This window comes from Campylobacter sp. MIT 97-5078 (genome assembly GCF_006864455.1).
In the GTDB taxonomy this organism is placed as follows: domain Bacteria; phylum Campylobacterota; class Campylobacteria; order Campylobacterales; family Campylobacteraceae; genus Campylobacter_D.
The window spans coordinates 22,374-43,072 of the sequence record NZ_QHLK01000010.1; the positions used below are offsets into that span (position 1 = coordinate 22,374).

Consider the following 20,699-nt stretch of genomic DNA (forward strand, 5'->3'; position numbering starts at 1 on the left):
AGTCTAACTCCTACTTAAGAGTTTTAAAAAATCGCTGATACACTGCTTGAGCTCACTTCTTTGCACGATAGCGTCAATAAGTCCGTGTTCAAGCAAAAATTCAGCCCTTTGAAAGCCTTCTGGCAAATCAGTCCCTATAGTTTGCTTAATCACTCTTGCTCCTGCAAAGCCTACTAAAGCACCCGGTTCAGCGATAACAATGTCGCCTAAAAAAGCAAAAGAAGCTGAAACCCCGCCCATAGTAGGATCAGTAAGCACACAAATGCAAGGTAGTTTCTCATCAGCTAGAAGTTTTAAGGCTGCTGAGGTTTTACTCATTTGCATTAAAGCAAAAGTACTTTCTTGCATTCTTGCTCCACCTGAAGCACAAACGATGACAAGAGGAGTTTTGTTTGTCATAGCTCTTTGCACCGCTCTTACAACCTTTTCGCCTTCAACCGAGCCTAAAGATCCGCCCATAAAAGCAAAATCAAATACAACAAGTTGTGTTTTTACACCATTCATCAAACATTCACCACTTATTGTCGCACTTTTTCGCCCTGTTTTTTCTTCACTTTCACTCAAGCGTTTTTTGTAGGACTTGCTATCTACAAATTTAAGCGGATCAACAGCGTGCAAAGCTGCGTCATGCTCTATAAAAGAACCCTCATCGCTTAAAAGCTCTATCCTTTGAAGTGGAGAAATTCTCATATGAAAATTACATTTTGGGCAGACATTATTTGAGCTTTGTATCTCTTTGTAATACATTAAAGCATGGCAATTATCACATTTTACCCAGTGATTTGGCGCTTCACTTGGCGAAGCTTGTTTGCGTCTTATGCCTGAAAAAAGTTCTAAAAAATTCATTCTTAAACCTTGTAATAAAACTTCGCCATTATAGCAAATAAAATATTTGACTTTGCTAAGAATAGCAACTTTTTTTCTTAAAATCTCGTTCCAAGAGTAAATTCAAAATTATTTGTATCATCACCGGGTTTGTCATTCAATGCTCTTGCAAAGACAAGCTGCAAAGGACCTATAGGCGTAATCCACTCTATAGCCATACCTGTAGAGTAGCGGTGTATGCTTTTATTAATATCAAGCACTGATCTACCCACTGCACCATAATCAAAAAACAAAGCTCCCCTAAGCTTAATCCTATCTATGATAGGAAAGCTTAACTCAAATGAGTTTGTATAAGCTATGGTTCCACCCTCTTCGTAGCCATAGCGGTTTTTTGGGCTTACAGTTCTATTTTCAAAGCCTCTTATGGAGCTAATACCTCCAAGATAAATTCTTTGATTGATCGGTAATTTACCTGTGTCCCAAATTTTATAAAACGCCCCCTTATAGCGATAAATCAAATCAAGTCCTATATAATCTTGCAAACCCTGATAAAAGTTAAATCTCGTGCTTGAAGCCACAAAATTTTGCGTTCCGCCAACTCCAGCAACTTCAAGAGCTGTTGAAGCGATAATCCCTCGTCTTGGTAGATAATAATCATCTGTATTATTAAATGAAATTGCCGGCATAACCGAGCTTTTCACGCTTCGTCCAAGCTCATAACCAGAAAGCAAAAGCGTAGGACTAAGATAATAGATATTATCTGCTTCATAATTATAGGTTAAACTTACATTAAAATACCTAAAAAACTGCTTTCCAAGCGTAATATCAAAACCTCGACTCTTCTCACTATAAGTATCCCAATCATATTCATTTGCATACACGCTTCCACCCAAACTATAATACGTATCAAATAAGCGGGGATTTGTAAGTCCTATACGACCAGAAAGATAATCATCGCTTTTATCCACACTTATGACACTTTTAAGCCCTGTGCCAAAGATATTCGTATCAGAAAGTGAAGCATTAAGCAAAAGTCCATCAGTTGAACCATAACCAATACCTCCTGAAATCGATCCTGTAGAAGCTTCGGTAACCTCAACGATCAAATCAAGTTGAGTCGCATCAACCCTTTGTTCTTTAATATTTACATCATCAAAATACGAAGTTCTGCGAAGTGCATTAATTGACTCTATCAAATCACTTTTATGATATAAGTTTCCTTCTGTAAGATAAAGCTCTCTACGCACGACTTTATCGGCTGTGCGTGAGTTACCTGAAACAATGACATTTCTAATATACACCTTTTCATTTGGAATAACCTTAAAAACTATGCTTACCTCACCATCAAGTTCATTTTTTTGTATATCTGGATATACTTGAGCAAAAGCATATCCTAAGTCAGCTGTAGCTGTTTGTATGAGTGTTATGTCTTGGCGAATTTTTTCAATATTTGCTGTTTTACCGACTTGAGATTTAAGATCATCAACTTGCTTGGTATTTTCTTCTTCGCTAAAAACAGGATTTTCTATACGAATTGCGGCAATTTTATATGAAATTCCTTCCTCGATAAAATATGACAAATCAGCTTTGTAATTATTTGTATCTGTGCGTAAAAACGCTGATGAAACCTTAGCATCAAGATAGCCTCTTTTCATGTATTCATCACTGATCCTTGCACTATCATTGCCAAGTTCAAAGATTTTCAAAACCCCATCATTCCTACCCCACATCCAGCCCATAAATTCGCGTTCTTTATTTGCTATACTTGGTTCCACATCGCTATAATCAAGCTTTTTACTCCCGCTTAAAAGCACATTTTCTATAGTGATATTTTCACCTCTATTGATGATGAAATTGAGTTGCAAACCGCTTGCATTACTCAAAGGTTCGGTGCTTGTTTCTACCACGGTATCAAAATACCCCTTTGCTTCATAAAACATACGTATGCGTTCAACAGCTTCTTTTACAGAACTTTCATCATACAAATATCCTCGTTTGATATTAAGTATGCTATCAATTTGTTTGCGATCATTTGAGGCAACGCCGGTGATATTAATCCTTGCAATACTTTGCTTTTGTTTAAGTTTAAACTCAAGCACACCATTACTCAACTGCACTTGTATATCACTAAAATAATTTTGCTTGTATAAATTTAAAATCGCTTTATTAATCTCTTTTTCACTTATATTTTGAGGGACTTTAAGCCCGCTTATATCAAGAGCGCTTTGAGCTGAAAGTTGAGTCAATCCGCTAAATTTAATCTCATTAACTTGCACAGCTAAGGCAAAATTTACTAAAAAACAAAAGCCTATTATTTTTTTCATACTAATTTTTTACCTCAATTTGGGTTTTAAGCGTGTATAATAACCAAAAAAATATAATGAAAGGTTTTTGAAAGGATAATATGAAAATAGGTATTATTGGTTTGGGGCTTATGGGTGGAAGTTTAGGACTTTGTTTGAAAGAAAACAAGCTCATTAGCAAGGTGTTTGGGTATGATACGGATGAAAAAAATGCTAAAGAAGCTTTAAATTTAGGGCTTGTTGATGAGCTTGCAAACTTTAAGGAGATTAAGACTTGTGATATTATCATTTTAGCTATCCCTGTTGATGCGATAGTAAGGGTGCTTAAAGAGCTTAAAGATACAGCTTCAAATACAACTATCATAGAACTTGGAAGCACAAAAAAAGAGATCATTAAGAGTTTGCCAAAAGAACTAAAGAGCCATTTTATCGCCGCTCATCCCATGGCAGGTACTGAAAATAGTGGTGCAAAAGCAGCCTTTAAAGAACTTTACAAAAACGCTGTGTGCGTGCTGTGTGAAAGCGAGACAGCTGAGGTAAAACACAGACAAAGAGCGGTTGAGCTTTTTTCATATCTTGGTATGCAAATTATCTTTATGAACGCTTCAGCTCACGATCATCACACCGGCATCATTTCTCATCTTCCGCACGCCATCAGCTTTGCACTCGCAAATTTCGTGATGAAAGAAGAAAATAAAAAAAATATCGTGCATCTAGGCGGTCCTTCTTTTAAAGGAATGAGTAGAATTGCCAAATCAAGCCCAGCAATGTGGGGCAGTATCTTTGAGCAAAACAAAGAAAATTTACTCACAAGCATAGAACTTTTTCAAAATGAACTTGAATTATGCAAGAAAATGATCCAAGATAATGATGAAAAGGCTTTGAAGAAGTGGATGAAAAAAGCAAATGCTTTAAGAGATATTTTATGAATTTAAAAAAACAAAGTAAGCAAGGATAAGGCATAAATTTACTTCTAATTTACTTAAACACATTAAAATATCAAGAAATCTTTAAGGAAAACGATCATGGCACACAGAAGGAAAACGAATAAAATCATCTTTTTACTCGTCCTTGTTGTGATCGTTCTTGCTTTGTTTTTTGCAAAGCAATTTGAAATTTTTGAAAAAAATCCTCCTGTAATTTATGCTGAAGACAAGGTGTATCTAAATCTTGCCGAGCCTATCATTATGCGTATTGCTGATGAACAATCAGGGCTTGCTCACATTAAAATCACACTCAAAAAAGATAGCAATGATAGCGGTGTAGTGATCAAAGATGAAAAATTAACTAATGGATTTGAATCAACGCTTGAAATTTTCTTGCCTAAAAATTCTTATAAAGAAAAGATAAGCTCCTATATCATGCAGGTTGAAGCCAAAGATAAGAGCCTTTGGAATTTCTTTGGTGGAAATACCGCCTTTAAAGAAATTCCTATCGTTCTTGATGATAAAAAACCCCTTGTTTCAATACTCTCAAACTCATATCAAATCGAACAAGGCGGAGTAGCAAGTGTTGTTTTTAAAGCAAAAGATGAGAATTTAGACCAAGTGTTTATCCAAACTGACAAAGGAAAAGTATTTACAGTAAGTCCTTATCTTAAACAAGATTATTATGCAAGCTTAATCGCTTGGGACTCTAAAGATGAGGATTTTCGTGCGTATGTTATCGCTAAGGATAAAGCTGGAAACACTACCAAAGAACGCATACGATTTTATCTTAAAAACCGAAAATATAAAAACTCAAACATAGCCTTAAATGATCGCTTTTTAGAAGGTAAAATTCAAACCCTAGCCGAGCAATACGCCCCACAAGGAAGCAATTTTAACAAACTTGAAAGCTTTAAATTTGTCAATGAAGACTTAAGGCTTAGCAACGAAAAGCACATTCACGCTCTTACAGCTCAAGTCAGCAATCAAACGCTTAAAAACTTTCCTATCAAGCTTTTTCTACCGCTTAAAAACGCGATGAAAGTAGCTGATTTTGCCGATCATCGCTTCTATTCTTATGATAGCGAATTTGTAAGCGAAAGCTATCATATGGGACTTGATCTAGCAAGCGTGGCAAAAGCTCCAATTTTTAGCTCAAATGACGGACAAGTTGTATTTGCTCAAGAAAATGGAATTTATGGTGTAAATATAGTTATCGATCATGGTTTTGGGCTTTACAGCCTATACGGACACTGCACAGTAAGCAAAGTAAGCATAGGCGATAAAGTTAAAGCCGGAGATATCATCGCAAATACCGGAGCAAGTGGCTTAGCTTTAGGCGATCATTTACATTTTGGTATCTTAATACAAGGCGTTGAGGTGCGTCCTGAAGAATGGCAGGATAGTAATTGGATCAAAAACAATATCAGCAAAGTCCTTGATGAGGGCAAAAAAATCATACTAAGTGAGACAAAATGAAACAATTAAGTATTGCAAAAAGCGTCAAAGGCGTAGGTATAGGGCTTCATAAGGGTGAGCCTATAGAAATCACTCTTGAGCCTATGGAGGCAAATTCAGGCATAGTCTTTTTTAGAAATGATTTAAACGCCACTTATAAGGCTTTACCAAGTTCAGTTATCAACACCAAACTTGCCACAGTTATAGGCGATGAAAAAGGTTATGTTTCAACTATAGAACACTTAATGAGTGCCATTAATGCTTATGGCATAGACAATATACGCATAGTTTTAAATGCAAATGAAGCTCCCGTAATGGATGGAAGCTCCATAAGCTTTTGTATGATGCTTGATGAAGCCGGGCTTAAAGAGCTTGACGCACCTAAAAAAATCATGGTAATTAAAAAGCCTATAGAAGTGCGAGATGGGGATAAATTTGTCCGCTTTACTCCAACTAATGAGCCTCGCATTAGTTATACTATAAAATTTGATAATGCTCTCATTGGCGAGCAGCACTACAGTTTTGAGTTTAGCAAGAAAAATTATATAGAAGAAATAGCAAGGGCAAGAACCTTTGGCTTTTTAAAAGATGTTGAAACTTTGCGTGCGATGAATTTAGCCCTAGGTGGCAGTCTTGAAAATACCATAGTTGTTGATGAAAACCGTGTCTTAAATCCTGGGGGCTTGCGTTTTAAAGATGAATTTGTGCGTCATAAAATTTTAGATGCCATTGGGGATTTAAGCTTGCTTGGATATAGGGTGTATGGGGATTATATCTCTTATGCAGGAAGCCATCATTTAAATCACTTGCTTACTAAAGAAGTGCTCAAAGATACAAGTGTATATGAGATAGTCAGCCTTGAGACACAAAAAGCTCAAATTTATGAAAAGGTCTTTGCATAAAAAAGTATTCTTTGCTTTTAAATGCCCTTGCAAAGCCTTTAATGCTGGGTATTTATGAAGATGAGGTTTTGATAAAAAGCGTGCAAAGTGATGAAAGAGCTAGTGAGGCTGTGCCGATTTTGCTTCAAGCTTTACTCAAAAAATTTGAGTTTTCAAGACTTATATATGCCAATGGTCCAGGCTCTTATATGGGTATTAAAATCAGTTTTTTAAGCCTTAAAACTCTAAGCATAGTCAAAGATATACCGCTTCTTGCAGTGAGTGCTTTTGAACTCAATGATTTTAAACCCATAAGAGCAAATAAAAAGCTATGTTTTGTATATAAAAAAGGTGAAATTATCTTAGAAAACACAGAAGCAGGCGAGTTTTTCTTACCCCAAAGTTTGCAAGGCTTGCATTTAAAAAAAGATAATTTGCCTTTTTATTTTTTAGAAGCGATTTGGGAGTGAATTTGAAGATCGTCGTTCCAGCCACAAGTGCGAATTTAGGACCAGGCTTTGACTGCTTGGGGCTAAGTTTAAAGCTTTTTAATGAGGTTGAAATTTTACCCAGCAAAGAACTTATCATCAAGATCAAAGGCGAGGGAGAAAATGATAAAAACTTATATACCAACAATAATGTCTTCGTGCAAATTTTTTATCAAAAGTTTTTTGAACTTACTCAAGAAAAAAATCCTCCTTTTAGTTTTCATTTTACAAACAAAATCCCCTTTTCAAGAGGCTTAGGAAGCTCATCAGCTGTTATAGTTTCAGCCCTAGCTTGTGCGTATAAACTTGCAAAAGTGAAGATCAGCAAAGAAAAAATTTTAAATGAGGCTTTAAATTATGAAAATCACCCTGATAATATAGCCCCTTGCACGCTTGGAGGCTTTGTTTGTTCCATAGTTGAAAATAAACAAGTTTTGAGTATCAAAAAAAAGATTGATGATGATCTTAAAGCCCTTATTGTTGTGCCAAAAAGCGAATTTAGCACAAAAAAAAGCAGAAGTACTTTAGCTCAAAATGTCAGTCTTAAAACTGCTGTTTTTAACCTTGCTCATGCTTCTTTTTTAACGGCGTGCTTTTTAGAAAAAAGATATGAACTTTTACGCCTTGCAAGTAAGGACAAACTCCATCAATTAAGACGTATGAAAGCCTTGAATGAACTTTTTGACGTGCAAAAGCTTGCCCTTGAAAACAATGCCTTAATGAGCGTGCTTTCAGGCTCTGGCTCTAGCTTTTTTTCTTTGTATTTTAAAGATGATATTTTACAAGCTACACACAAAATGCAAGAAAAATTTTCAAATTTTAAGGCTTTAATTTTAGAATTTGACAATAATGGCTTTAAATTTTGCTAAAAATCTAAGAAAAAAAAGATATAATTTTGAAGAAAAAACATACAGCGATTAGAATGTGCGTTATTTGCAAGCAAAGATTTTCCCAAAACGAACTTTATCGTTTTTGGCTTAAAGATAAAAAAATTGTTCTCAATTTACATTTTGGACGTAGCTTTTATCTTTGCGAAATATGCTTGCATAAAGAGGATAAAAAAAGCTTGCAAAAACCTTGTTTTAAGGCACAGGATATCAAAATAACTCTGCATGATTTAAAGGAGATGCAAAATAATGGCAAAGATCAGAATTCACGAGATTGCTAAAGAAATGGGCTATAACAGCAAAGAAGTTTTAGAAAAAGCTCTTGAACTTGGACTGAATGTAAAAACCGTCTCATCAGCAGTGGATGAAGAACTCGCAGCAGTGATTTATGAATACATACAAACCAAGCAAATTCCAGAAAGCTTTAAGGCGAAAATGCCAAAATCAAATAATACAAAAAGCAAAAAAAAGAAAGAGGAAACAAAAACTAGCCAAACAAATAAAGAAAAAGCAAAAAAAGAAACAAAAAAACCGGTTACAAAAGCGAAAAAAACAAATGAAAAAAGCATAAATTTAGAAAAAAACGAAGCTAAAAGCAAGCCAATTCCTCAAGAAAACCTTACCCAAAAAGAAATGACACAAGAACCCAAAAAAGAAGAACCTATCGCACCTCAACAAGCTTCTCTTACCCAAAGAAGAGGACTTGTCATCGTGAAAAAGAAAAAAGACGAAAACCTAAAAGCAAGCCACACTCAAGCAAGCGAAGAAAAACCAAAAACAAGTGCAAGAATTGATCTTAAAGATATGTTTTCAAACACTCAAGAAGAAAGCATTAGAAAACCAAAGAAAAAAGACAAAAAGCCAAGCACTTCAGCTCGCAAAGATGCTATGCAAAAAATGGATTTACTTGGAGGAAATGATTTTAGCGACATAAGTCTTGATGATGAAGATGTGGTGGTTTTGCCGGATTTTAGCAATATAACACAAAAATCAGCCCCAGCACCTACAAATAAAAAACAACCCGGAATTTTAAAGCAAAGTTTTAACCAATTTACTGAAACTAGCATACAAAGAAAAGGGCGTAAAAAGCCACCAAAACGTATTGAAAAGAAAGAAAGCATACAAGTTACTAGCCTTGAAATTCCAAAAGAAATAAGAGTATATGAATTTGCTGATAAACTTGGTAAAAATACAAGTGAAATTATCTCAAAACTTTTTATGCTAGGGCTTATGACGACTAAAAATGACTTTTTAGATGAAGCAGCTATTGAAATTTTAGCTGAGGAATTTGGGGTTGAGATAAAGATCATTGATGAGGCTGATGAGTTTGATTATGTTAAAGAATACGAAAGCGTGCAAGATGAGGGTAAGTTAAGTGTTAGAGCACCGGTGATTACTATAATGGGGCATGTTGATCATGGAAAAACTTCCTTGCTTGATTATATACGAAAATCTCGCATTGCAAGTGGGGAAGCTGGAGGCATTACTCAACATGTGGGCGCGTATATGGTGGAAAAAAATGGACGCAAGATAACTTTCATCGATACTCCAGGACATGAAGCCTTTACAGCTATGAGAGCAAGAGGAGCAAGCATTACTGACATTGCCATCATCGTAGTTGCAGCTGATGATGGGGTAAAACCACAAACTAAAGAAGCCATCAATCACGCAAAAGCAGCCAATGTGCCTCTTATCATAGCTATTAATAAAATCGATAAAGAAGGTGCAAATATCGATAGGGTAAAAACTCAGCTTGCTGAAATGGATATAACGCCGACTGAATGGGGTGGAAGCTATGAATTTATAGAAGTTTCAGCTAAAAAAGGCACAGGGGTTGAGGACTTGCTTGAAATCGTGCTTTTACAAGCTGATATTTTAGAGCTAAAGGCTAATGCTAAGGCTCTAGCTAAAGCAAGCATAGTAGAAAGTTCTTTGCAAAAAGGTAGAGGAGCAGTAGCCACTGTCATCGTACAAAATGGAACGCTTAAGATAGGAAATACCATAGTTGCAGGCGTAGCTTATGGTAAGGTCAGAGGACTTTTTGATGATCAAGGCAAGGCTTTAAAAGAGATAAAGCCCGGAGAATGCGGAGTGATCATAGGTTTAAGTGAAGTAGCTGAGGCTGGAGAAATTTTAATTGCTGTAAATAGCGATAAAGAGGCTAGAGAATACGCTCAAAAACGTCAAGAATACAACCGCCAAAAAGAACTCAGTAAATCCACAAAAGTAAGCCTTGATGAGCTAGGAGCAAAGATTAAAGAAGGTAATTTAAAAGTCTTACCAGTGATCTTAAAAGCTGATGTACAAGGCTCACTTGAAGCCTTAAAAGCAAGTCTAGAAAAACTTAGCAATGAAGAGATCAAAGTCAATATCATTCATGCTGGCATTGGCGGTATTACTCAAAGCGATATAGAGCTAGCAAGTGCCAGTGAAAACTCTGTCGTGCTTGGCTTTAATGTGCGTCCAACAGGAGAGATCAAAGAAAGAGCTAAGGATAAGGGCGTTGAGATTAAAACTTATAATGTCATTTATAATTTAATCGATGATGTTAAGACTCTTTTAAGTGGGCTTATGAGTCCAATTATCAGCGAAGAACAGCTTGGACAAGCTCAAATTCGTCAAGTCATAAACGTGCCAAAAATAGGACAAATTGCAGGTTGTATGGTAACAGAAGGCGTGATCAACAGAGGAGCAAAAATTCGCCTCATTAGAAATGGAGTTGTCGTGTATGAAGGCAATGTAAGCTCGCTAAAACGTTTTAAAGATGATGTTAAAGAAGTGGCAAAAGGCTTTGAATGTGGCGTTGGTATAGAAGGGTGTAATGATATGCGAGAGGGTGATTATATAGAAAGCTATAAAGAAGTTAAGGAAATGGTAAGTTTGTAGGCTACCTAAGGAACAAAAATGAAAGAACAAGAGCTAAGAAAACTTCGCACCCAAAGTGTGTTAAAAGAACTTATCCCAGAAGCTTTAGCAAGTCTTGATGATGAGCTTTTAAGGAATTTAAGCATTACTGATGTGGAGTGCAAAAAAGGCAGATATGATGCCTTTGTGTATATAGATAAGGCTTTTTTTAACACCTATGAACAGGAAAAAATTTTACTTACTTTAAAAAAAGCTGCTAAAGCCTTGCAAAATTATTGTATGAGTGAGCAAGGCTGGTATCGCTGCCCAAATTTTCACTTTAAATTCGATGAAAGACTTGAATATCAAAACCACATAGACGCCATTTTTGAAAAGATAAAAAAGGAAAAAGATGAACGAAAATGATTTAAAAGCTCTTTGTGCCGAAGTTAATGTAAGTTTTTATGATAGCGAATTTGTGCGTGAAAACTCAAAGCTAATTTATAGGGTATATATCATCAAAAAAGGCGGTGTAAGCTTGCAAGACTGCCAAAAAGTAAGCGAGATACTCTCGCCCTTACTTGATGCAAATGAACCAAGTAAAGAGGCGTATTTTTTTGAAGTTTCAAGCCCGGGACTTGAAAGAAAACTTAGCAAACTAGAGCATTTTACCTTAAGTGTGGGCGAATTGGTGCAAATTACTACCAATGAGAAAGAAAAGCTTAAAGGCAAGCTTTTAAGCGTAGATGGTGAAAATTTAACCTTTCAAGACTTAGACGATGAAAAACAAAGTTTTGGCGTAAATTTTAAAGACATAAAAAAAGCTAGAACCTTTGTGCTTTGGTGAAGATTATAAATTTATTCTTAAACAAAAAAACACAAATAAAAACTATAAAAATTTAAACTACAAAGCATTTCTTATCTTTTGCTATACTTTCACAAAAAAGCAAAGAAACAAAGATGACAAAAGAATTTTATATGAAATTAGCCTTAAATGAGGCTTGGAAATTTCAGTTTCTGACCTATCCTAATCCAGCTGTAGGCTGTGTGATCTTAGATAAGCATGGCAAGCTTTTAAGCATAAAAGCTCACGAACAAGCAGGACTTGCTCATGCTGAGTTAAATGCCATAAAAACTGCCTTAAAAGAGCTTGATCCAGCCTTACAAATCCCTGATGAAGCAAATGCAACTCATGAGTTTATACTGAAAAATCATAGCTTTTTACTTAAAGACGCTATTGCTTTTGTTACTCTTGAGCCTTGCAATCATAAAGGCAAAACCCCACCTTGTGCCACACTTTTTAGCAAGCTTGAGTTTAAAAAAGTCTTTATCAGCGTAAAGGATACGCACAAACTAGCAAGTGGAGGGATTGAGTTTTTAAGGCAACATGGTATTGAAGTTGAGCTTGGAATTTGTGAAAAAGAAGGGCTTGATCTGCTTAAGCCCTTCTTAAAATGGCAAAAAAATGAGCCTTTTAAACTTTTTAAACTCGCTCTTAGTCTTAATGGCTCGCCTTTTGGTAAGTTTGTAAGCAATGAATTAAGTAGAACCTATGCCCATAAAATACGTTCAAAGCTTGATTTGCTCGTAGTTGGGGGAGAAACTTTAAGAAAAGATCGTCCAATTTTAGATGCAAGATTAGCTGGCATCGATGCTAAGGCTCCAAATTTATGTATTTTGAGCCATCAAGATCTTGCCAGTTTTGATGAGAAAATCCCAGCTTTTAAGGTGCAAAATCGTCGCATTTACGCTCAAATTCCAAAAGAAGCAAAATTTATCATGTTTGAGGGTGGAGCAGAGTTTTTAAAAAGCTTTGCTAAGGGTATGGATATGTTTTTGATCTTTTCAAACTCAAAATTTATTGCAGAAGCAAATGCGAGTTTAAATTTAGAGCTTAAGCCTTTATATAAAGGCTTTTTAGGAGATGATACTTATGGCATTTATGAGCTTTGAGCCTTTTTTTGTGGCACGAAATGAGCTGATTTTTTTTCATGTTAAAGAGCTACAGAAAAAAAAGACGAGCAAGTATTGCATTTATAAACTCAAAGATGATCGCAAGGAACTTGAATATATAGGCGTTTTAGATGAACTTTTTAAACAAAATGATGAACTTATACTTGCAAAAAGAATGAATAAAATCATCTTATTTAAAAATTTCACTCAAAACACGGATAATTTCAAAGAAGCAAGCTTAAGATCTTTGCTTTTTTTGATCTTATGCTTTGTAGCAAGTGCTGTTTTTTTAGTATTTTGTTTTATGAATGACTTTCAAATGATAGATATATTCTTTTTTGCAGTATTTACTCTAGCTTTTATCTTAAGTTTAAATAATTTTTTAAAAATTACAAAACAAAGCTCTATGCTTAAAGCACTAAAAAAAGAAGAAATTCAAGCATTTATTGATAAAAGTGATTAAAAAATAACTAAAAATCCTTGCAAAATAAGGACTTTTAAAGGTATTTTAGTTTGCATCAGCTGTTTTTGTGATACGATTTCTTATATCGCGACGCACTATTTCCATACCCTAAAAAGCCAAAAACAGCACCCTGCCACATCTTGATATGAGAATATACCTTAGCAAGCATACAATATGCTACACCAAAAACTACTGAAAAGCTAAACTGCTCTAAGAAATTTTTTGGCGGAGTTGTTCGCTCAAGAGTATCGACAAACCAAGGCACATTTAGATCTCTTGGAGAAAAAGACACCTCCTAATCCCACTTTAACAATACCACCAAAACACCTACTAAAATGCCGATAAAAAAGCAAGAGTAAGATGTCTTTGGCTAGGATTTGTAACCATCATTCTTATTCTTTTTTTGATAAAAATATGCAAAAATTTACAAAATTGATTATAGGATTTTATATTAAAGTAATTTTTAGTATAAAATTTAAATTTTACTTTTTTCTAAACTTTATCAAAAATTGTAGTTTGATAATATATCTTAAAGTTTCAAAAAATAATTTTTATTTTTCTTTCAACTTGAAATGTTCTATTTTCTTGTTCAAAATGATATTTAAAATTTCAACCACTAAAGAAAAGATCATCGCTACATAAATATAAGCTTTATCTATATGTAAATCCACACTTTCAGCCACTAAAACCACGCCAACCATAATTAAAAAAGCTAGGGCAAGAATTTTTATACTTGGATAAGTTTCGACAAAATCAGCGATAGGCTTACTTGCAAAAAGCATAACACTCACAGCTATGATGATAGCAATAACCATAATTTGCAAGTTATTTGCTATACCTACAGCTGTAATGACGCTATCAAGAGAAAAAACAATGTCAAGGAGTATGATTTGAGCGATGATGATCCAAAATTTTGAGCTTGTGCTTGTATGATGAGCTTCACCATGGTGCATTTTGAGCTGTTCGACTATCTCAAGCATAGGTTTGATGATCAAAAAAAGCCCACCAAAAAAGAGCACCAAATCCCGTCCTGAAATTTCACTTGGCATAAGTTCAAGCGTGCTTTTAAGCGTAGCATTATCTTCTATAATCATAGGCAAATACACATTAAACAAAGGTGCGGTAAGCTTCATAATCCAAAACAAAGAAAAAAGCAAACCTATACGTGCAAGCATGGCTAACATTAGTCCAAGGTATCTTGTTTTGTCGCGTTGATGAGTGGGAAGTTTATTGACTAAGATTGCTAAAAGTATGATATTATCGATTCCTAAAACGATTTCTAAAGCTGCTAGAGTTGCCAAAGTCAGCCAAGAATCAAGATTAAAAATCCATTCAAAACTTTCTATCATCGCTTGCTCCTATTTGCTATAAAAAGCAAAATTATAAACTTTTTTACTTAATTTGTACTAAAGATTTTCATTATAGTTTGAGGTAAAATTTCATGCTCTAGGGCGTGAATTTTTGCTTCAAATTCCTCAAAACTCAAGCCTTCTTTTTGAAAAGCTTCTTGAGCGATGATTTTTCCGCCATCAAGTTTTTCATTTACCCAATGCACGCTTACTCCCCCAAGCTTCATATCGCTATAAAAACTTTCTTTAATCGCATTTGCTCCCTTAAAAAGTGGCAGTATGGAAGGGTGAAGGTTTATGGCTTTAACATTTTGAGTAAAAACAGGGCTTAAAATCCGCATAAAGCCGGCAAGCACCGCTAAATCCGCCTCATTTTTTTGAATTTCATTCACCAAAGCTTGATCAAATTTTTCTCTGCTTGCAAACTTGCTATGCTCTATGATAAGGGTATCAAGCTTGTATTTTTTTGCCCTTTGTATGCCAAAGGCATCAGCTTTATTACACAAACACAGCACTACTTCAAATTCATTTTCACCAAACTTTTTTTTATGCAATTTTTCAAGTAAATTTTCTAAATTTGAGCCATTTCCAGAAAATAAAATCGCCAGTTTTACAAGCATGAAAGTCCTTTTATGAGTTTTAAAGTATCAAAACTATTTGCATTTGCCTTATATTTTTTAGCCACTAAAGCATGAGCTAGACTTGCATTTGTTGCAGCTTTAAAGGCTGAAAAATCATTTGCAAGCAAAGCAAGTATCATACCACTGAGTGCATCTCCACTGCCAGCCTTAGCTAAAGCACTTGTGCCAAGATTAACAACGCAAAGTTTTTCTTTTTGAGCGATGATAGGATTTGCACCCTTTAAGAGCAAAACGCAGTTAAATTTCAAGGCAAATTTTCTTGCAAAAGCAAAGCGATTAGCTTGAATTTCTTCTATACTTACTTCTTCATTAAAAGTCATTTTTAAAAGCCTTGAAAACTCCTTTGGGTGCGGGGTTAAAACCACATCTTCTCTTTCTAAAAAAGGCAGAATTTTTTCACTCAAAAAACAGTTTGCATCAAGCACAAGGGGGATATTTTTTAAATGTGGCTCATCAAGCACACTAAGATCATCTAGCCCCATGCCAATAGCAGTTGCATTTGCACTTTCTTCAAGCCTCTCTTTACACATGATAAGAGGCGAAAAAGCCCTTTTCCCCACCAAAGAAACAAGCCCTAAGCCAAAGTTTAAAGCCGCTAGAGCACAAAGTGAGCCGGCACTTGCACCTCCAAAAACAAAGCCGTGTCCAAAAGAGCCTTTATTTGTATTTTTAGCCCTTACAATAAGCCTTAAGTCTTTTTTTTCAAGTAAAAAACTATCTGCCTTTTCAAAGCTAAGGTATTTTTCCTTGCAAAGCCCTAAATTTGCGGTTTTAATCTTGCCTACAACTTCCTTTGCAAAGTCCTCAAGCATAAGTTCTTTTATGCAACCCATACTTACGCTTATATCAGCCTTAAAGCTAATTTTTTCCTGTGCATAAGAAGCTAAGCCACTTGGTATATCACATGCTATTTTTAAGGTTCTGCTTTGATTTACTTTTTCAAATAAAGCCTTAGTATTTGTATCTAGCACGCCCTTAAAACCGCTTCCAAAAACACAATCAACTATACAATCAAAGCTTGCAAAAACAGGCTCTTTCTCAAGAAATTTTAAGCCTAAATTGAAAGCAATTTGTTCTTGTTTGGCAAATAAAGCACTTTTTTTAGCTTTTTTATCAAGCACATATAAAAAGGTATTTTTTAAAGTTCGTGCTGCTACTAGCCCATCGGCTGCATTATTGCCGGAGCCAAGTAAAAAAAGCACTCTTGGACTTTTTTTCTTTTTGTATTTTTTTCTAAGCTCTTTTTTGATGATTAAGGCGAGGTTTTTGCCTGCATTTTCCATTAAGATGAGCTCATCAAGTCCTAAATTTATGGCATTTAAATCATGTTCTTTAGCACTAAAACAAAGTGTTTTCATCAGCTTCCTTTTTTTGAATTTTCTTGCAAATTTTTATCCTTATCTGTCAAGAAAGACTCATTTTCAGCTTCTAAAATTTCCTCATCAAATTCAGCCTTAAGCTCTTTACTTGTTTTTACACCCAGCTCTTTAAGCTGATGAAAGCGAGAAGCAAGATTGCCACTTCCTCTAAGAAGCTTTTTTTCGGCTAAATCAAGCTTGTTTTCAAGGGTGCTAAAAGCCCTTTTTACGCCCTCAAAATCCTCAACAAAACCCACAAATTTATCATGGAATTTAGCTAAAGCTTCAAAAGCTTTCATTACATTATCATTGCTTTGAATATGCCTCCAAGCTATATTTATGGTATTTAAAGCCATAAAAAGTGTATGTGGGGTGGTAAGATAAATCTTTTTTTCATAAGCTTCTTTATATAAATTTGGACTATGTTCTAAAGCCAAATCAAGTATGTTTTGATACGGCAAAAAGAGCAAAATAAAATCATAAGTATGCGTATGAAAATGCGTATAAGGCTTGCTTGCAAGCTCATTTATACGAGCTTTTATGTTAAAAGCAAGTTGCTCGCAAATTTGCCTATCGTTTTGGCTAAAATCAAAGTCATTTGGCAGGGAAAATTTTGCATCTATGATAATACTTTTTTGATGATCTAAATACACCACCGCATCAGGATAATAGCTCTTTGAATCAAGCTTTAAATGCTCTTGGAGCTTATATTGCACCCCTTCTTTTAAGCCACTGTGCTCAAGCACGCTTTTAAGCTGAAGTTCAGCGAAATTTCCCCTTGTTTTTTTGTCCCCTTTGAGGATATTTGCAAGCTGTTCGGCGTTTTGGCTTATCTTTTGGCTGTATTCAAACATATTTTTGATATTGGTTTTTAGCTCGATTTCATTGTGAGCGAGTTTTTCATGATAGGCTTTTACGCTAGTTTTTAATGGAGTGAAAAGCTCATCAAGGATTTTTTTGCTCTCATCGCTAAGCATATTTTTATTTTGTGTAAGCAAGAGTTTATGTTGTTTTTCAAGACTTTTTTCAAACTCAAACTTAAGACTTTCAAGATTGGCTTTGTATTTTAATTCAAGTTCATCAAGAATCGCTTTTTGCTCTTTAAAAAGCTTATTTTGTGTTTCAGTGTGAGTGTGTAAGAGGCTTTGTTCTTTTTCTTTAAACTCAGCCTTTAAATTTGCTTTTTCTTTTTCAAACTCAAGCTTTTGCAAGCGTAAATTCTCTTCTTTTGAAGCTAAATTTAGCTCTTGTGCATCAAGCTCACTTTGTGTTTTTATAAGGCTTTCTTTAAGCTCTTTAAGATTGAGTTTGAGGCTTTCATTTTCTAATTTTATAGCCTCATTTTGAGCTTTTAATTCTTGATCTTGAGTGTATAAAAACTTATATATTAGCTTTAAACGACTAAGCTTAAAAGCTAAAAACGAAGCACATACAAACAAGACGATCAAAAAAGTTATGAGGAGTTCTTGCACTTTTTTTCCTTTGTTTTAAAAGTTCAATTCTAGCCAAAAGCCACTTAAATTTTTCAAAAAATGCTTGATATTTTACTTTTATATGATAAATTTTATTTTTTAAAAAAAATTATAAAGAGATTACATTGATGAAAAAACAAAACATTTTTATTATATTTTTATCGGCTGGTTTGTATGCTGATTATACAAACACTTTACCAACAAGCCTTAATCTACCAAGTTCACAAACACACAATGCGATCGTAAGTTGCAACAATCCTCAGCAATGCACTTTTAATTATTTAGGTAGCGGACAAAACTTTACGCTCACAAGTAGCACAAAAACAAATGTGCTTACACTCAATAGACAAGATCCAACCACTGGCACCAACCTTCAAAATTTATCAAAAGGTGTGCCGATTTATTTTGGCAGTTTAAGCATAAGCAATGCAGGCCTTAGTATAAATGACTTTGATAGCATAATCACTAATCTTAATTCTACACTTACAAATTCTAGCCTTGTTTTTACAGGCAGAACAAATACAGGCTCTTTTACAAATTATGGCAATATCAACTTAACAAATTCTGATTTTATCATAAAAGCAGATAAAAATTTTTCTGTGTCAGGTAATTTTACCGCAAGTAATTCAAACACGCGTATTGACTCAGCCTCAACCATATTTCTTGGCGATGTTCTTATAGAAGGGGGAACAGCGACTTTTGAGAAAGGCTTAAGCTTGTCAGGACAAGAAAGAACCGTTTCAAGCTACAAGGGAAAAACAAGCACCTTTACAAATAAGGGTGGTATAGTTACTATAAATGGGAACTTAAATAACGGAGCAAAGACAAATTTGAGTATAAATGATAACATTTGTGTTCAGCTTGGATCGTGCGGTAATGCAAAGTTAGTCAATGAAGGTGGCAGTCTCACTATCACAGGAAAACTCGTCAATCAAACTTTTACAGACTCATCAGGCTTAGCAACTAATCTTACAGGCTCAAGCCTTACTATACAAGGTGGAACTGTAAGCGTAACTGGAGGAGTGGAAAATAAAACTGGCTCAAGCATAGATTTTAAACCAGGAACTAATGGTGCTATGGGCTCTTTAAATGCTAATGTTACAAATAATGGTGGCACAATTAATGCAAATATTAGCGGTGTCAATCAATCAGGAGCCATCACGCTTATCAATGGCACGCTTAGTGGCACAAACACAAACATTGCGATCAGTGGCGGGAGCAATATGACAAGTAGCAAAACTTGTGGAGATGGCTCTATAGTCATTTGGCAAACAGGCACGACAGAACCAAACTGTCCTACTACAGCGGGTGTAGGCAACACCGGTGGTGGCAATACCGGAGGAACAAGTGGAAGCGGCTCTGGTAGTGGCACACCAATAAAACCAAACCAAAATGGCTTAGCTGTGCTTGAAAAAGCTGTTTTTGGTAACAAAGAAGCTTATAATGGTAGGGCGATATTAGCTACTCTAGCTCAAGCAAATATAGTTACTTGCGATAATGAAAGCTGTTCAAATATCCAAACCACAAGCAACACAGCAACAAAAAGCATAAATTCAAACAAAATAAGCACTTTAAGCTCGCCAAATTCAACACAAACAAACACTCATATCATCCAAACATTAAACTCGGCTCAAACAAGCATTTTAAGTAGCACAAGTAATGCAAACACTAATCAAATATCCAAACCACAAGCAAATTCACAAAACCTGCTAAAAAATTCCTTAAATACCCCTCTACGCTTAGCAAATAATGCTAGTGTGCAAACTCTAGCTAATGATGAAAGTATCAAAAACTTTTTTGTCGTGAGTTCTTATGATAGTAACAAACTTGGAGAGATTATCAATGATACTGATGAGGGCATACGAAGCAATTATCTTAAGCAGTCTTATATTATGCTTGATGCGATGAAAAGCAAAGAACTCTTAAGCCCTTATACGAGCGAAGATAAATTTGATATTTCTGCTTTTGCTTCTGGATATTTAGGCGAAGGAAATGGAGGCTTAGGTGGATTGCGTCTTAATCAAACAAAACATTTTAACGAGCATATATTACGATTTGAAGCAAATTATGCTTATGGTAGCATTAAAAAAGATGATGAATACCACAAGGCAAGCTCAAACTCACATATGTTTCAACTTGGCATAGCACAGCTTTATGCTCTTCAAGGCGATTATGAACTTGATGTAAAAACTTATGCTTCTATGGGTAAATTTGATACACAAAGGCAGATTTATTTTCCAAATTTTGATCTTGATTCAAAAGGCAAGTATAATTTTTATCAACTAAACGGCGAAACAAGTTTAGGCTATAGAATCAAACAAGATTATTTTACCCTAAAGCCTTTCATCGGTTTATCACATTCTTATAATATACGCACAAAGGTTGAAGAAACAGGTGATGCGCTAGCTCTTCACTCAGCAAATCACAAAGCCTATAATCTTGATTTGCTTCTTGGTTTTGAAGCGCAAAGCTTTTTTGTAAATAATGCGTATTCAAGCTTTAAGCTTGGTTATGAAAAGATGCTTTATAATAGCCATAAAAACACTATTTTTCGCACTCAAACAGGAGCAAAGCTCAAATATGAAGAGCCTTACAAACAAAGACTTGGTGCAAGTTTGGGCGGATATTTTTATATAGCTAATAATGCAAAAATGGGTTTTGAAGGTTTTTATAAAACAGCATTTGATGACAAGATGGATTATTTTGGAGCAAATATCATCGCTAAGTATGAGTTTTAATCTCAAGCAAACTATAATTTTGATTTAGCATCTTTGATTAAAAACTTAAAAATTCTCAAAAAATAAAATTATAGCCAAATTCATACAAACTCGGCTATAACACACTATATATT

At 34.9% G+C, this 20,699-nt stretch carries 18 protein-coding genes and 1 pseudogene; 12 read left to right on the forward strand and 7 right to left on the reverse strand.

Annotated features, from left to right (window positions below):
* Positions 1-3 precede the first annotated feature (3 nt).
* Positions 4-846 (reverse strand): acetyl-CoA carboxylase, carboxyltransferase subunit beta, encoded by an 843-nt coding sequence (accD, locus tag DMB91_RS06165; protein WP_034904896.1) that lies wholly within the window; start codon positions 844-846, stop codon positions 4-6.
* A gap of 77 nt (positions 847-923) precedes the next feature.
* Positions 924-3,149, reverse strand: a complete 2,226-nt coding sequence (bamA, locus tag DMB91_RS06170) for an outer membrane protein assembly factor BamA (RefSeq protein WP_034904898.1) — start codon at positions 3,147-3,149, stop codon at positions 924-926.
* Between the two features lie 80 nt (positions 3,150-3,229).
* Between bamA and DMB91_RS06175 the strand changes: the two genes are divergently transcribed.
* The 11 genes from DMB91_RS06175 to DMB91_RS06225 all read left to right on the forward strand — a co-directional run bounded on the left by DMB91_RS06175 (position 3,230) and on the right by DMB91_RS06225 (position 13,028).
* Entirely contained in the window at positions 3,230-4,057 is an 828-nt protein-coding gene (locus tag DMB91_RS06175) for a prephenate dehydrogenase (RefSeq protein WP_034904901.1), read from the forward strand.
* Between the two features lie 96 nt (positions 4,058-4,153).
* Positions 4,154-5,533 (forward strand): M23 family metallopeptidase, encoded by a 1,380-nt coding sequence (locus DMB91_RS06180; protein WP_034904902.1) that lies wholly within the window; start codon positions 4,154-4,156, stop codon positions 5,531-5,533.
* A complete protein-coding gene (lpxC, locus tag DMB91_RS06185; protein WP_034904903.1) occupies positions 5,530-6,414 on the forward strand; it encodes a UDP-3-O-acyl-N-acetylglucosamine deacetylase in 885 nt (294 codons plus the stop codon). Before DMB91_RS06180 ends, lpxC begins: the two co-directional genes overlap by 4 nt.
* Before the next feature lie 41 nt (positions 6,415-6,455).
* The gene (locus tag DMB91_RS06190; protein WP_034904993.1) at positions 6,456-6,863 is read left to right on the forward strand and encodes a glycoprotease; all 408 of its coding nucleotides are present in this window, start codon (positions 6,456-6,458) and stop codon (positions 6,861-6,863) included.
* Between the two features lie 2 nt (positions 6,864-6,865).
* Positions 6,866-7,750 carry a homoserine kinase gene (thrB, locus tag DMB91_RS06195; protein WP_034904907.1) on the forward strand — a complete coding sequence of 295 codons (885 nt, stop codon included), beginning with the start codon at positions 6,866-6,868 and terminating at the stop codon, positions 7,748-7,750.
* 26 nt (positions 7,751-7,776) lie between these two features.
* On the forward strand, positions 7,777-8,049 hold the full coding sequence (locus tag DMB91_RS06200; protein ID WP_052043203.1) for a DUF448 domain-containing protein: 273 nt from the start codon (positions 7,777-7,779) through the stop codon (positions 8,047-8,049).
* A complete protein-coding gene (gene infB / locus DMB91_RS06205; RefSeq protein ID WP_034904908.1) occupies positions 8,018-10,654 on the forward strand; it encodes a translation initiation factor IF-2 in 2,637 nt (878 codons plus the stop codon). Before DMB91_RS06200 ends, infB begins: the two co-directional genes overlap by 32 nt.
* A gap of 18 nt (positions 10,655-10,672) precedes the next feature.
* Positions 10,673-11,038, forward strand: coding sequence for a 30S ribosome-binding factor RbfA (rbfA, locus tag DMB91_RS06210; protein WP_034904909.1), 366 nt, complete (start codon positions 10,673-10,675; stop codon positions 11,036-11,038).
* A complete protein-coding gene (gene rimP, locus DMB91_RS06215; protein WP_034904917.1) occupies positions 11,025-11,459 on the forward strand; it encodes a ribosome maturation factor RimP in 435 nt (144 codons plus the stop codon). The genes rbfA and rimP overlap by 14 nt, the downstream gene beginning before the upstream one ends.
* A 113-nt stretch (positions 11,460-11,572) precedes the next feature.
* A complete protein-coding gene (gene ribD, locus DMB91_RS06220; RefSeq protein WP_034904920.1) occupies positions 11,573-12,565 on the forward strand; it encodes a bifunctional diaminohydroxyphosphoribosylaminopyrimidine deaminase/5-amino-6-(5-phosphoribosylamino)uracil reductase RibD in 993 nt (330 codons plus the stop codon).
* Entirely contained in the window at positions 12,537-13,028 is a 492-nt protein-coding gene (locus tag DMB91_RS06225) for a hypothetical protein (RefSeq protein WP_034904923.1), read from the forward strand. Before ribD ends, DMB91_RS06225 begins: the two co-directional genes overlap by 29 nt.
* Positions 13,029-13,073: 45 nt before the next feature.
* Here the strand turns inward: DMB91_RS06225 and DMB91_RS06230 are convergent.
* The 5 genes and pseudogenes from DMB91_RS06230 to rmuC all read right to left on the reverse strand — a co-directional run bounded on the left by DMB91_RS06230 (position 13,074) and on the right by rmuC (position 17,848).
* Positions 13,074-13,371 (reverse strand): annotated as a pseudogene (locus DMB91_RS06230) (hypothetical protein).
* Positions 13,372-13,579: 208 nt separating this feature from the next.
* Complete coding sequence (locus DMB91_RS06235; protein WP_034904930.1) at positions 13,580-14,377, reverse strand: TerC family protein; 798 nt, start codon at positions 14,375-14,377, stop codon at positions 13,580-13,582.
* Between the two features lie 47 nt (positions 14,378-14,424).
* A complete protein-coding gene (gene purN / locus DMB91_RS06240) occupies positions 14,425-14,997 on the reverse strand; it encodes a phosphoribosylglycinamide formyltransferase (protein ID WP_034904932.1) in 573 nt (190 codons plus the stop codon).
* Complete coding sequence (locus DMB91_RS06245) at positions 14,988-16,376, reverse strand: bifunctional ADP-dependent NAD(P)H-hydrate dehydratase/NAD(P)H-hydrate epimerase (protein WP_034904933.1); 1,389 nt, start codon at positions 16,374-16,376, stop codon at positions 14,988-14,990. The genes purN and DMB91_RS06245 overlap by 10 nt, the downstream gene beginning before the upstream one ends.
* Positions 16,376-17,848 carry a DNA recombination protein RmuC gene (rmuC, locus tag DMB91_RS06250; protein ID WP_081946917.1) on the reverse strand — a complete coding sequence of 491 codons (1,473 nt, stop codon included), beginning with the start codon at positions 17,846-17,848 and terminating at the stop codon, positions 16,376-16,378. Before rmuC ends, DMB91_RS06245 begins: the two co-directional genes overlap by 1 nt.
* A 128-nt stretch (positions 17,849-17,976) precedes the next feature.
* Between rmuC and DMB91_RS06255 the strand changes: the two genes are divergently transcribed.
* Complete coding sequence (locus DMB91_RS06255; protein ID WP_034904934.1) at positions 17,977-20,586, forward strand: autotransporter outer membrane beta-barrel domain-containing protein; 2,610 nt, start codon at positions 17,977-17,979, stop codon at positions 20,584-20,586.
* The last annotated feature ends 113 nt before the right edge of the window (positions 20,587-20,699 follow it).

Coding starts and splice junctions, on each gene's coding strand:
- accD (WP_034904896.1), bottom strand. CDS start 846: ATGAATTTTTTAGAACTTTTTTCAGGCATAAGACGCAAACAAGCTTCG.
- bamA (WP_034904898.1), bottom strand. CDS start 3,149: ATGAAAAAAATAATAGGCTTTTGTTTTTTAGTAAATTTTGCCTTAGCT.
- DMB91_RS06175 (WP_034904901.1), top strand. CDS start 3,230: ATGAAAATAGGTATTATTGGTTTGGGGCTTATGGGTGGAAGTTTAGGA.
- DMB91_RS06180 (WP_034904902.1), top strand. CDS start 4,154: ATGGCACACAGAAGGAAAACGAATAAAATCATCTTTTTACTCGTCCTT.
- lpxC (WP_034904903.1), top strand. CDS start 5,530: ATGAAACAATTAAGTATTGCAAAAAGCGTCAAAGGCGTAGGTATAGGG.
- DMB91_RS06190 (WP_034904993.1), top strand. CDS start 6,456: ATGCTGGGTATTTATGAAGATGAGGTTTTGATAAAAAGCGTGCAAAGT.
- infB (WP_034904908.1), top strand. CDS start 8,018: ATGGCAAAGATCAGAATTCACGAGATTGCTAAAGAAATGGGCTATAAC.
- rbfA (WP_034904909.1), top strand. CDS start 10,673: ATGAAAGAACAAGAGCTAAGAAAACTTCGCACCCAAAGTGTGTTAAAA.
- rimP (WP_034904917.1), top strand. CDS start 11,025: ATGAACGAAAATGATTTAAAAGCTCTTTGTGCCGAAGTTAATGTAAGT.
- ribD (WP_034904920.1), top strand. CDS start 11,573: ATGACAAAAGAATTTTATATGAAATTAGCCTTAAATGAGGCTTGGAAA.
- DMB91_RS06225 (WP_034904923.1), top strand. CDS start 12,537: ATGATACTTATGGCATTTATGAGCTTTGAGCCTTTTTTTGTGGCACGA.
- DMB91_RS06235 (WP_034904930.1), bottom strand. CDS start 14,377: ATGATAGAAAGTTTTGAATGGATTTTTAATCTTGATTCTTGGCTGACT.
- purN (WP_034904932.1), bottom strand. CDS start 14,997: ATGCTTGTAAAACTGGCGATTTTATTTTCTGGAAATGGCTCAAATTTA.
- DMB91_RS06245 (WP_034904933.1), bottom strand. CDS start 16,376: ATGAAAACACTTTGTTTTAGTGCTAAAGAACATGATTTAAATGCCATA.
- DMB91_RS06255 (WP_034904934.1), top strand. CDS start 17,977: ATGAAAAAACAAAACATTTTTATTATATTTTTATCGGCTGGTTTGTAT.